Below are 13,634 nucleotides of genomic sequence, written 5' to 3' on the forward strand. Positions count from 1 at the left end.
ATATCAGGAGAAGACATGCTTGATCCAAATTTAGTCGATAGTGATAGTAAAATTTCTTCCCCAGTTAATTCTTTTAACGAATGGGACCCGCTTGAGGAGGTTATTGTCGGTGTAGTTGATGGTGCCAGATTTCCTGGCTGGCATATGGCGATAGAGCCGGTATTACCACCGAATCAGATTGCGACTTTTCAACGGAATGCTGGTCGGTCATTTCCAAAAGAGCGGATTGAGGCTGCGTCCAGAGAGTTAGAAGAGTTTGTTCATATTCTCGAAAGTGAAGGTATTAAAGTACGTCGGCCTGAGCCTCAAGATCAATCTCAGGTATTTGGGGCGCCCGGTTGGAGCAGCACAGGGCTATATTGTGCCATGCCTCGTGATGCCCTGTTAGTTATTGGTGATGATATTATTGAGTGCCCTTTGGCATGGCGTTCCCGTTATTTTGAAACTGCGGCATACAAAACTCTACTTAAAGATTACTTTAAGCAAGGAGCGAGATGGAGCGCAGGGCCAAAACCACAGTTGATAGATGAACAATATGATTTCGAATGGTATCAGGATGACGGCAAGGATAGTACTCGTCTTGCTGTGACTGAATTTGAACCGACATTTGATGCTGCGGACTTTATTCGTTGCGGGCGAGATATTATTGCGCAAAAGAGCCATGTGACGAATGAATTTGGTATCGAATGGCTTCGTCGTCATATAGGTGATGATTATCGTATTCATGTTTTTGAATTTAACGATGATAGCCCTATGCATATTGATGCCACATTTGTTCCTATGGCACCTGGGAAGCTGCTGATTAATCCAGAAAAGGTGTTAAAGATTCCTGAACTGTTTAAAGGATGGGATGTGCTACATGCCCCTGAGCCGATTATTCCTGACGATCATCCGTTGTATATGACCAGTAAATGGATCAATATGAACATTCTGATGTTGGATGAGAATCGCGTGATTGTTGAAAAGCAGGATGAACCCATGATCGCTGCGATGAAACGTTGGGGCTTTACTCCGATTCCATGTAATTTCAGGAATTTTAACTCCTTCGGTGGTTCCTTCCATTGTGCAACCGTAGATGTAAGGCGACGCGGAAGTTTACAATCTTATTTTGACTAAAAGCAGCTATGGCTATCTGGAAATATTTTTATTGGAATGCGTAATGTTTACATTAAGCTTCCTGCATTAGGATAGCCATTATTACGTTGGTTTGGTTGTGTATTGGCGTAATTTCACTATTGCAAAAGTGCTTATGATAGTGAAAATAGCTCACAGATATTTGACCATAGTGAAATATGCATCTACATTTAAATAATCAAATTAAATGTTAGAAGACCGTACATACCATGTTATTATTCGCATGCATACTAGTTTCTGCTAGGTTAGTATTTAGTATTAACCACAGTAGGGGTGTGCATGCATCTTTTCATTTCTCCCCAGCTGCTCCACCAGACTTTGTTTGTCTAACCTTAAGTGAGGAAATTAATGATGGAATCGGCGATATCTGCAAACAATATTAAATTCTTTCTCAAGAAAATAAACGAACTGGTTGATATTGAAAATAAAAAAAATGGTGGTGCACTGGCGGCGGCTGTTATCCATGGGAATGAAATCATTTATGAGCGTTATATCGGCCAGGCCAGTATTGAACATGCTGTTGCTATAAATCCTGGCACTAAATTTTATTTAGCGAGTGTTTCAAAGCAATTCACCGCTTTTTGCATTGCCTTACTGGAAAACGAAGGAAAGCTCTGTATCAAGGATAAGGTCGGGAAATATTTGGATTACTTTCCTGCGCACTTCTCTGATATTACCATTGAACATCTTATTCATCATACCAGCGGGTTACGGGATGAATTTATGCTTTATCGATTGGTCGGTAAAAATTCGAACTTTGACCACCGCAATGTTAATTTGGTGAGAAAACTGGCCCAACGGCAACAAGTGCTTAACTTCACGCCGGGGACATTCTATCTTTATAGCAACACGGGCTATAATTTGCTGGCGGAAATTGTTCGAGTGGTTTCAGGCCAGCCGTTGAGAAAATATGCAGAAGAAAATGTTTTTGTCCCATTAAAGATGAAGGATACTTGTTTCTATGATGACGTAACTGAGATTATCTCTAATCGGGCGATGGGTTACATCTATGACGAGAGTACGAACCTGTGGATAAGAGATGATCTTAACGACTCAGTAGTCGGTGCTTCAGGTGTTCATTCTATTATGAATGATTTGTGTCGTTGGATGAGAGCATTTTATTCCCCATCTATTGTTCAAGATTTGCTTCCTCTGTTATCTCGTACGCCGGATTTAACCAATGGTAATCGTAATAAATATGCCTATGGTTTTGTTATCGACTACCGTGATGGGCAAAAGATAATACGACACGATGGCTCCTCTGCCGGCTTTAGATCAGAAGTTTGTATTTTGCCAGATGCGAAATTAGGTATCGCTATTACTGCGGCGACAGGTATTGATGTTGTTAAATGGGTTAACCGGTGTCTTGATATATTGTTTAACATTGATATTATTGTGCCAGAAAAACCGCATTGCCTAACCAGTGATATCGATATCTCCGGTATTTTCCGAGGGAAAGATCCTTATCCTTATATTATTACCAAGGAAGATTGCTATTTATTAGGTAATTTATTCGAAAAAGGTAACCCGATTATCTTTAGCCATGACGGTACATTCCATGAAGTAGGAAGTAAAATTCGATTCAGACCCATCCTTGAAAGTGAGAGTGTTATTGCACTGGAACAGATTAGTGAGAACGGGAATGTTCTTTATTTTGAAAAGATGCTCGATGAAGGTTATATCGATATTCAGCAATTGTTAGGGCGTTATTATAGTCATGAAACCGAAGCGACGCTTGTTATTGCAGTGTCTGATGGTGATATTTATATTGATGCGATTTTTTCTCCTGAAAGAAAAGAGGTTTTACGTCGGGGTTATGCTAATAGTTATTTCTCCCCGGTGACGAAGTTTGTTATCGATTTTGAGTTGGATTCTGATACGAATAAACCTCATCTCTATATCAGCGATCCACGGTGCTGGAAGGTGGAGTTCGGCGCAGTTTAGTTGATAGTGTTGTAAACACGAATGGAGAATAGCATTTCTCTGGTAGAATTGAGTGGATTATATGAGAGCATAATCATCCAGGTTAGAATAGTTATATTCCTGACCCAATGTGACTAAATTAATTTCCCAATAGAATTCTCTGGCATTACCATTCATATCTTATTCATCATACTAACAGGTTATGGAAAAGTATGTGCTTTCTGAAAAATTGTACTTATTAGTAAATAGCCATTTAATTATTCATGGAAATAATGATAACTCTGTTTAAGTTTGAATTTTTATAAAATTAAATGTCCATATATTATTAATGAAAAAATAAATTTTTAATAGTCTTATACTGTTTTAAATAACCGATGTTATGATTTTTAAATTGAATTTTTATGAGAGGTCACTATTGATGGTACTAAGCGAGTAATTAATACCGTTGTTACAGTCTCAAAGCGACATAATATTCAAATGTCAGGAGATGACATATCTAATAGATCGTAATAATGAAATGTCTTCTTCAGTGAATTCTTTTACCGAATGGACCTTCTTGAGGCGGTTATTGCTGGTATTGTTGGTAACGTCAGAATGATTTCGAATGACTTCAGCGTCATTTAGGTAATTATTATCGTATTCACGCTTTTGAATTTAATGATGATCAATCTATGCATATTGATGCTATATTTGTTCCTATACCTGTTATCTTTCAAGTTGCCTCTTTGTTGGCGGCACTCACTCACCCCGGTCACCGAGTTATCTATGCTCCCGGGGATTCGCTCCCTTGCCGTCGCGATCCATCTTGAAATCCATTGGGTATATAGCATTTAGGAAACTGATGATTAATCCAGAAAAGGTGTTAAAGATTCACTAATCAGGTGATTGTTGAAATGTAGGATGAACCAAGGATCGTTGCAATAAAACGTTGGGGGTTTATTCCGATTCTATGTAATTTCAGGGATTTTAATTCTTTCGGTTTATTTCCATTGTGCAACATTGGATGTAAAGCGACGCGGAAGTTTACAATCTTATTTTAACTAGGAGCAGCTATGGGCATCTGGAAACATTCTTCTTGGGATGCGGTAATGTTTACATTAAGTATATTGCATGTGGTAGCTACTGTTACTCTGGTTGTATATTGGGATAATTTCACTATTATGGGTTGGTTAGGTAATATTGTGCTGCTGACACTGATGACAACCTACAACGTAATAGTGATATCACATTTTTTCACTCATACTCCTTGGTTTGTTTCTCGTACCATGAATATATTTGTGTCTATACTGAATTCAATGAATATTGGACAGTCTGTACAGGCTTATCATCTGTCCCATGTTCGTAATCACCATAAATATAATAACGACCGGGGAGTAGGTGAAAATGGGCCACAGGATACGTCTTCTACTTTTATAAATGGAAAAGAAATAGGGGAGCATAGTACTCTTTGGAACTATTCTGTCCTTGGTGGAATATTTACTCTATATAACAGTTTTGTTCGTATGTTTTGGGCTGTATTTATCTGGCATAAACCGCTTAGCAACGTTGATAAAGGATATGAAAAACTCCTTTCGAAAGACAAGGCGAGGAAACTTAAAGAGTTATGGCAATTGAGATTAGATAGGTTATTTCAAGCAGTGTGGGTTATTATCTTATTCACCTTATCATGGAAATGGGCGTTATTTTGCTATTTACCCTCTCTCTGTTTTGCTTTTATCTTGGTTAATATACAAAACTATTATGAGCATTATGGTGCACAGCCAGAGAATAGATTTGCAAATTCAGTCAGTTATTATGGGAGGATTTATAATTTATTGATGTTTAATGATGGTTATCATCAAGAACATCATATTTCAGGTGACACTCATTGGAAGTTGTTACCTAATCTACGTAAGAAATATTCAACTAAGCTTTCAGCACAGGAAAGAGTTGTCAGCCCAGTACCTGCAATCTTGGGTTTTTTACACAAACGTAGACCTTTACTGCATAGATCTATAAACCAAGAATAGTTCCAGGTAATTATTCTTGGCTTTATGGCGAGTCCGACGAATTCACGATTAAAGGAGTCTGCTATGATGCAAGAAAAATTCGGTATTAGAGGAACAATGCTGGCAAAGTCAGAATTTATTGTATACGAAACATCAAATAATATATCTATAAATGCAGTTTCTGATCTTCTGGATGGTCATCTTGCTGCTTGCCGGATTAGTCATTTTCTTTTACCGGAACAAAGAAAGAAAATAATTGAGAATTTTTGGCGTTCTTCAGCACTTACTCCCCGTTACGGAGATGGTATTGATGGTGTTGAGGGATATTTTATCGGGGCATCCCATATTGAAAAAAATACCCGCCAATATATAGAAGAAGTAGAAAATTTCCGCCCGGCAATTAGTGAGGTTTTCCAGGATACGATCAATCCAATTGATCGTTTCATAGAGCAAATAACGCATTTTAGTGGGGATAACCCACAGGTAACGCGTCCTGCCATGTATCATGGTGTTGCTGCGGGTAATGTAAAAATTGTGTATTGGAATAATTTCGGTGAATTTCTGTTATTACCTCATGATGATCTTGCACAGTTGAGCGATCCACGTCAGAGCGATTTTGAGGTCCAACAAATTAATCGTGTCATGGCGGTAAATTTTTACGCTGACGTTCCCCAAAATGGAGGGCAATTAAAAGTATGGAATATTCAACCTGACAACCAATCACGTAGTGCCCTTGGTTTAACTTACAGTGGTTTTCCCTATCCAGCAGAGTTATTGGAAAATCATGCAAACATGGTGATCAATATTGAGGCGGGGGATTTGGTATTGCTGAATGGAAATTTAATACATGCAGTACTGAATGGTAATGTTATATCTGCACCAGAACGACGATTGCTTGTGACTTGTTTTATGGGCGTGCAGCAAAATGGTGATCTTATCTGGTGGACATAAGTCATGATATTGAAAATAGTTCCATAGATATTTGACCATAGTGAGATATGCATCTACATTTAAATGACTAATGTAAAATGTTGTAAGACGCATACTATGTCAATACTTGCATGTACACTGATTGCATCTGCTGGCTTAGCATTAACAGCCGTAGATGTGTACATGCATGTTTTCACTTCTCCCCCAGCTCCACCGCCACCCCCACCCCCTTGTAATACTCTCGTCTCTGAGAGATGGTTTGCATGCAACGTATTGCCAGATTTGGTTGTGCTGGCTTAGCTAAAACGTAAGACAGGTGTGATTCCGATGATTTCTAAAGCCCTATGGGTCTCTTATGGCTCGACTTTGCTGTTTGTTTTGTTGTGGAGCAGTGGTGCGATTTTTTCGCGGTGGGGACTTGACCACAGTACCGCGTTTGCCATTCTCTCAATGCGTTTTGCGGTTGCGCTTATTTCTTTGATATTTCTTGGATTATTGTTCGGGCGTAAGGGCCATTTCCTGCCTGAACAGGGTACGCGTAAACAAGTAGCCAGTACCGGCGTTCTGCTAATCGGTGGTTATTCTATTTGTTATTTTTTCGCGCTGGATAATGGAATTACCCCCGGAGTTCTGGCGACAGTGATGGGAATTCAACCGATTATTACATTGTTAGTCATCGAGCGACGTTTTTCGGCTGTACGTTTGGCGGGTTTATTGTTAGCGTTGCTGGGTTTGATATTAGTGGTGTATCAAAGTCTCGTGCTGTCCCGATTTTCTCTGGCCGGTATTACTTTTGCTTTGGCAGCACTAGCTTGTATGAGTATCGGTGCGATTTTACAGAAACGAATTCATCAAGCTCCTTCTGTAGTTTTACCTCTACAATATGGTGTTAGCCTACTGCTTTGCTTACTGTTTATTCCTTTTCAGCCTTTTGAATTTCAGCTGGTGCCTGGCTTTATTATTTCGTTGTTATGGCTTGGATTAGTCATTTCTGTTGTGGCTCAACTATTACTTTACCGGCTTATTCAGGCGGGTAATTTAGTGAATGTGACCAGTCTGTTTTATCTTGTTCCTGGGGTTACGGCTGTAATGGACTATTTGTTTTTGGGAAATTCGTTGCCTGCTTTAAGTGTACTGGGTATGGTTGCCATCTTGTCTGGGCTGATCTTGGTCTTTCGTACAAAGAAAATATCGCTTTCCACTGAATAAACGTGTATTTGCCAGGCTGATTACAGCCTGGCAGCAGTCCCCTTGTGGACTTAAGCACCTCAGTTACTTTGTATTGCTCCTTATATATTAAATGACAATCATTATCATTTGTATGTTGTCTATTTCCATCTTACAGTACTGCCCGCATATGTCGTATTACCAAATTGCATATATATGTCATATTTGTATCACGTTAAATTATTAGGGAATTAATGATGGAATCAGCGATATCTATAGATAATATTAAATTGTTTATTAATAAAATAGACGAATTGGTTAATATTGAAGATAAAAAAAAGGGTGGGGCTCTCGCTGTTGCTGTTACCTTCGGTGATGAAACGATTTATCAGCGCCATATTGGACAAGCCAGCATTGAACATGCTGTTGCTATACAGCCAAATACTAAATTCTATTTGGCGAGTGCCTCAAAACAATTCACAGCTTTTTGTATTGCTTTGTTGGAGAAAGAAGGAAAGCTCAACGTTAAGGATAAGGTCGGACAATATTTGGATGATTTTCCTGCGCGTTTTTCTGATATTACCATTGAGCATCTTATTCACCATACCAGCGGGTTACGGGATACATTTTTACTTTATAATCTGGCAGGTAAAAACTCAGATTTTGATTACTGCAATGCTGATTTAGTAAGAAAACTGACTCAACGGCAACAGATACTTAGCTTTACCCTAGGGGAATATCATCTTTATAGCAACACGGGCTATCATTTTTTGGGAGAAATAATCAGTGTGGTTTCAGGTCAGACGCTGAGAAAATATGCAGAAGAAAATGTTTTTGCCCCATTAAAGATGAAAGATACCGTTATTTGTGACGATATAACCGAGATTATCCCTAATCGGGCGATGGGTTACACTTATAACGAAGATTCACACCAGTGGATAAGAAGCGATATCAACAATTCTGTGGTAGGTAGTGCAGCGGTTCATTCCACTGTGAATGATTTGTGTCGTTGGATTAGAGCATTTTATTCGCCATCTATTGTTCAGGATCTGTTGCCTCAATTATCTCGTACACCAGATTTAATCAATGGAAATCGCAATAAGTATGCTTACGGTTTTGATATCGACCAACACGAAGGGCAAAGGATAATACAACACAGTGGTACTTATGCTGGCTTCAGAGCTAATATTGTTATTTTACCAGATGCTAAATTAGGTATTGCTATTACTTCTGCAACAAATGTTAATGTTGCTAAATGGGTGGATAAGAATATTGATATATTGTTTAACACTGATATTGAGCCAGAAAAACCGCATTGTCTAACCAGTGATATTGATATCACTGGTATTTTCCGAGGGAGAGAGCCTTATCCTTATATTATTACCAAAGAAGATGTTTATTTGTTAAGTAATTTGTTAGAAAACAGTAACCCAGTAGTCTTTAACTCTGACGGTACATTCCAGGGGAAAGGCGGTAAAATCCGGTTCAGACCCATTATTGAAAAAGACAGTGTTATTGCATTGGAACAGATTGATGAAAATGGCAATGTGTTTTATCTTAAAAAGCAAGTTGATGATGGTGGTGTCGATATTCAGCTATTGTCAGGACGTTATTATAGCCATGAAACAGAAGCAACGCTGGTTATTTCTGTTTCTGGTAATGGGGTTGATATTGATGGAATAGTTTATCCAGGTAAAAAAGAAGTCTTACGGCGGATTTACGGGAATAGTTATTTCTCTCCTGGTGCTGGACTGATTATTGATTTTGAATTAGATCCTGATACTAATAAACCACGTCTCTATATCAATGATGCACGCTGTTGGAGGATAGAGTTCGTTCTAATTGATAGGAGATAACATTGCCTTAGCAGGACAGGAGAGCTTGAAGATATTTTTTATTAGATACACTTTGTTCCAGGCAGAACGATTATATTTATATTTTGCCTGTTTTATAACCTTAAATAAGGAAATTCATGATGGAATTGGCAATATCTACAAATAATATTAAATTGTTTCTCAAAAAAATAAACGAGTTGGTTGATATTGAAAATAAGAAAAATGGCGGCGCCCTCGCGATTGCTGTTACCCACGGAAATGAAACCATTTATAAGCGCTATATCGGGCAAGCTAGCATTGAACATGCTGCTGCTATAACCCCAAATACGAAATTCTATATGGCGAGTGTTTCAAAACAATTCACGGCTTTTTGTATTTCCTTGCTAGAAAAAGAAGGAAAGCTCAACGTCAAGGATAAAGTTGGGAAATATGTAGATTATTTCCCGGCACATTTCTCTGATATTACCATTGAGCATCTTATTCATCATACCAGTGGATTACGGGATAAATATCTTCCTTATGGCTTGGCAGGTAAAAATTCAGATTTTGACCATCGTAATATAGATTTATTGAGAAAACTCATTCAACGGCAACAAGTACTTAATTTCACACCGGGAGAGCGTTTTCTATATAGTAATATGGGCTATAATTTGTTGGCGGAAATCATCAAAGTGGTTTCTGGTAAATCGTTAAGGGAATATGCGAAAGAAAATATTTTTATCCCATTAAAGATGAATAATACTTCTTTCTATGATGAGGTTACTGAGATTATCTCTGATCGGGCAATAGGTTATGTCTATAACGAAGATTCAAATCAATGGATGAGATATGATCACAACGATTCAACTATAGGTAGTGCAGGGCTTCGTTCTACAGTGAGTGATTTATGTCGCTGGATGAAAGCATTTTATTCACCATCGATTGTTCGGGATATGTTGCCTCATTTATCCCGTACACCAGATTTAACCAATGGCAATCGTAATAATTATGCCTACGGTTTTATTATTAGCCAACGCGAAGGGCAAAAGATAATACAACACGGTGGTTCCTATGGTGGTTTTAAATCTCATGTTTGTATTTTACCGGATGCTAAATTAGGTATTGCGATTATTGCAGCAACAGGTGTTGAGGTGAGTAAGTGGGTGGATCTGCATATTGATATATTGTTTAACACCACCCATATTGAGCCAGAAAAACCGCATTGCTTAACCAGTGATATTGATATCACCGGTATGTTCAAAGGGGTTGATCCCTATCCCTATATTATTACCAAGGAAGATACTTATTTATTAGGTAATTTATTTGAGAAAGGCAATCCGATTATTTTTAACGCTGATGGGACATTCCAGGAAAAGGGAGGAGAATTCCGGTTCAGACCCGTCATTGAAAATGATGATGTTATCGCACTGGAACAAATTGATGAAAATGGCAATGTTTTTTATTTGAAAAAGATGATTGATAAAGGTGATATCGATATTCAGCTATTGTCAGGACGTTATTATAATCACGAAACAGAATCGATTATCAATATTGAAGTATCTAGTGGCGAGATTTATATTGATGCGGTTATTTTACCCGGAAAAAAAGAAGCTTTACGGTGGGTTTACGATAATAGTTATTTTTCTCAGGCCACAGAACTGATTATTGATTTTAAATTTGACTCTGATACAAATGAACCTCGTCTTTATGTCAATGATGCACGTTGTTGGAAGATAGAATTTGTCCCAGTTTAATTGATAAGGCTGTAAATATGAATTAAAGATAATATTTTTTTGTAGAATGAAGAGATTCGATTGAGAGCATAAAGATATTTTCTATCTAATCTATTTATTTCCAGGCAGGACTATTATGGCTAGGTTCTGCCTGTCTGTTATTATTTTTATATTTTGATTGCTTCATGGTTTGTTTTTGGTTTATATTCCCATCGATCTCCAATGCATTAAGAATACACTCTTCTCTCTAATTAGAGATACGATTTAATTTTTATGGCAATAAAGCGGGATAAATGTGTGATAAATGGTAAATTATGTAATATTGGTTCATGTTATCTAATCTGGTATTAGGAAAAAGCTTAAATCATAATATACAGGGTAAAGTAAATATAACATTTATATTCATCGACGAAATCATATTGTTTTAAATGTTATATTGCATTTTTTATAGATGTAATTAACGTTATTTTAAACAAATTAAAACAATAATGAATGGAAATATTTAACATAATTAATAACAATAAAACACCTTCATCTGAAGATGGTCAGATATCTTATGATTTTGATTCTGAGGTCGTTATTGGGTTAGTTGGTGCTGTATTAACGAAAGATAAGAACATAATCTCAACTGGTGCTAATGATGTACCACAATTCGGTGGAGGATTATATTGGCCTGATTATGTCGGAGATTCAATTGAAGATATTGAAAATGGTAGAGATTATAAGGTAGGTGAAGATTCAAACGCGAAAGAGAAAAGATTGATTGTTGAGGATATACTTAAAGATATTCCAGATGAGGAAAAGGAAGTATTTAAGGAATATATTCTCAAAAGTAAGATAAAAGATATTACTGAATATGGAAGAGTTGTGCATGCTGAAATGGAGGCCATCTTGACATGTGCAAGAAGTAATATTAGTACTCATAATGGGATATTGTATTGTACTACATTCCCTTGTCATAATTGTGCAAAACATATCGTTGTTAGTGGTATAAAACGAGTTGTCTATATTGAACCTTATCCTAAAAGCAAAGCTTTTGATTTTCATCCTGATTCTATTTCAACACCTGAAGAAGAGATTTCTGATAATAAAGTGATTTTTGAGCCATTCGTGGGGGTTGGGCCTCGTTGTTTCTTTGATTTATTCTCAACAAATCTGGGGATAGGATATAAAATAAAAAGAAAAAATGAAGATGCTACCATTATCCTATATAGAAAGAGAGGCACAATCAGTAATTAACGTGGATAACTTAATAGAGGAGTTAAAAAAATGACTGAGAAAGAAGAATTTCTAGCTTATTTAGCTGAAATGAGAAAAGTAGTTGATCAATGGCCAGATTGGAAAAAAGTTGGATTAAGAACTCCTCGTAACCCGTATATATCCCGTAGAGATAATATTGCGTTAAAACCTGGAGGTTATGAAGATTTTACTAAAAACAAATTAGTATAACTTATTCTTACTTATTGAAAAACAGAGAACTTGATAATGGTTTTCTGTTTTCTGACTGTTATAAAACTAATTAAAATAATAGAGTAAGGTTTTATTTCAACACCCTGATAATTACATCGATGTGGATAAATATAAAAAGTAACCCTTTTTAGGGTTACTAGTAAATATAGTGAATAACTCGAACTCATTATTTTTTTTCAAAAAACGCTCGCCTTAAACCTAATTCCAGACCGCGAATTTCGGCCAAACCTTTTAAACGGCCAATACAGGAATAACCGGGATTAGTTTGTTTTTTTAGATCATCAATTATTTGATGGCCGTGGTCAGGGCGCATTGGGATTAAACGGTTATCTCCAGCCGCTTTGCGGCGATATTCTTCACGCAGGATTTCCATCACTACGTTATACATGTCCACATCACCAGCCAGATGCGCGGCCTCATGGAAAGTTTTGCTGTTTTCTTCCCGTTGGGTGGAGCGCAGGTGAGTGAAATAGATTCGGTTGCCATAGCGCTTAATCATCTCAACCAAATCATTGTCACTACGAACACCGTAGGAACCGGTACACATGGTAATGCCGTTAACCGGGTTTGGTTCAATGGTGGTCAGCCATTCAATATCTTCAATAGTGGAAATAATACGTGGTAAGCCCAGAATAGGACGAGGTGGATCATCCGGGTGTATTGCCAGACGTAAACCATATTCTTCACACACGGGAACAATCTGGTGCAGGAAATAAGCCAAATGTTCACGCAGTTTATCGCGGGTAATATCTTGGTAGCGATCCAATTGCGCTTGAAATTCTGCTAACGTATAGCCCTCTTCGGCCCCCGGCAGACCGGCAATAATATTAGTAGCCAGTTTTCTAATATCATTAGCAGACATATTGTTGTAATAGATTTTTGCCTGAGCTTGTTCTTCAGCGGTGTAATCAGCTACTGCATTAGCGCGTTTGAGGATATAGATCTCAAACGCGGCAAAGGCAATTTGATCAAAACTCAGGGCTTTAGAACCATCAGGGAGTAAGTACTCAAGATCAGTACGTGTCCAATCCAGCACGGGCATAAAATTATAGCAAACGGTATTGATGCCACATTCCGCCAAATTTTTTAGTGAAGTTTTATAGTTATTAATCCATTGTTGATAGTGACCGGTCTGAGTTTTAATTTCTTCATGGACAGGTACACTTTCAACAACTGACCAGATAAGTCCTTTATTTTCGATAAGGGTTTTACGAGCCAAGATTTCGTCTTTATGCCAAACATGTCCGTTAGGAATATGATGCAACGCGGTAACGATGCCGGTTGCACCAGCTTGGCGGATATCATCTAAAGAAACAGGGTCATTTGGGCCGAACCAACGCCAAGTTTGTTCCATTGTTATTTACCTTTGCACAAATTCATAATGAAAAGTAGTGATCAGAATAACTGGATATAAAAACTTATTTATACCCTTCATCTTTCAAGTTGCTTCTTTGTTGGCTGCGTTCACTTACCCC

General features: G+C 37.6%; 11 protein-coding genes. 10 read left to right on the forward strand and 1 reads right to left on the reverse strand.

Going from position 1 to position 13,634, the window contains the following annotated elements:
- Positions 1-15: 15 nt before the first annotated feature.
- From C5469_RS15085 to C5469_RS15130, 10 genes are all read left to right on the forward strand, one after another.
- Positions 16-1,116, forward strand: coding sequence for an amidinotransferase (locus tag C5469_RS15085; protein ID WP_166308253.1), 1,101 nt, complete (start codon positions 16-18; stop codon positions 1,114-1,116).
- Between the two features lie 366 nt (positions 1,117-1,482).
- Entirely contained in the window at positions 1,483-3,078 is a 1,596-nt protein-coding gene (locus C5469_RS15090; protein ID WP_166308256.1) for a serine hydrolase domain-containing protein, read from the forward strand.
- A gap of 650 nt (positions 3,079-3,728) precedes the next feature.
- Positions 3,729-3,866 (forward strand): hypothetical protein, encoded by a 138-nt coding sequence (locus C5469_RS15095; protein WP_166308258.1) that lies wholly within the window; start codon positions 3,729-3,731, stop codon positions 3,864-3,866.
- A 243-nt stretch (positions 3,867-4,109) separates the two neighbouring features.
- Complete coding sequence (locus C5469_RS15100; RefSeq protein WP_166308261.1) at positions 4,110-5,066, forward strand: fatty acid desaturase family protein; 957 nt, start codon at positions 4,110-4,112, stop codon at positions 5,064-5,066.
- A 63-nt stretch (positions 5,067-5,129) separates the two neighbouring features.
- Positions 5,130-5,996 (forward strand): 2OG-Fe(II)-dependent halogenase WelO5 family protein, encoded by an 867-nt coding sequence (locus C5469_RS15105; RefSeq protein WP_207629070.1) that lies wholly within the window; start codon positions 5,130-5,132, stop codon positions 5,994-5,996.
- Positions 5,997-6,302: 306 nt separating this feature from the next.
- Positions 6,303-7,184, forward strand: coding sequence for a DMT family transporter (locus tag C5469_RS15110; protein WP_166308264.1), 882 nt, complete (start codon positions 6,303-6,305; stop codon positions 7,182-7,184).
- 212 nt (positions 7,185-7,396) lie between these two features.
- Entirely contained in the window at positions 7,397-8,998 is a 1,602-nt protein-coding gene (locus C5469_RS15115) for a serine hydrolase domain-containing protein (RefSeq protein WP_166308267.1), read from the forward strand.
- 116 nt (positions 8,999-9,114) lie between these two features.
- Positions 9,115-10,710, forward strand: a complete 1,596-nt coding sequence (locus C5469_RS15120) for a serine hydrolase domain-containing protein (RefSeq protein WP_166308270.1) — start codon at positions 9,115-9,117, stop codon at positions 10,708-10,710.
- A 471-nt stretch (positions 10,711-11,181) separates the two neighbouring features.
- Positions 11,182-11,928, forward strand: coding sequence for a deaminase (locus C5469_RS15125; RefSeq protein ID WP_242689485.1), 747 nt, complete (start codon positions 11,182-11,184; stop codon positions 11,926-11,928).
- A 30-nt stretch (positions 11,929-11,958) separates the two neighbouring features.
- Positions 11,959-12,138 (forward strand): hypothetical protein, encoded by a 180-nt coding sequence (locus C5469_RS15130; protein WP_166308273.1) that lies wholly within the window; start codon positions 11,959-11,961, stop codon positions 12,136-12,138.
- Between the two features lie 187 nt (positions 12,139-12,325).
- Here the strand turns inward: C5469_RS15130 and uxuA are convergent, their stop codons facing one another.
- Positions 12,326-13,513, reverse strand: coding sequence for a mannonate dehydratase (gene uxuA, locus C5469_RS15135; RefSeq protein ID WP_166308276.1), 1,188 nt, complete (start codon positions 13,511-13,513; stop codon positions 12,326-12,328).
- Positions 13,514-13,634 lie beyond the last annotated feature (121 nt).

Source organism: Photorhabdus cinerea (genome assembly GCF_011189575.1).
GTDB classification, from domain to species: Bacteria; Pseudomonadota; Gammaproteobacteria; order Enterobacterales; family Enterobacteriaceae; genus Photorhabdus; species Photorhabdus cinerea.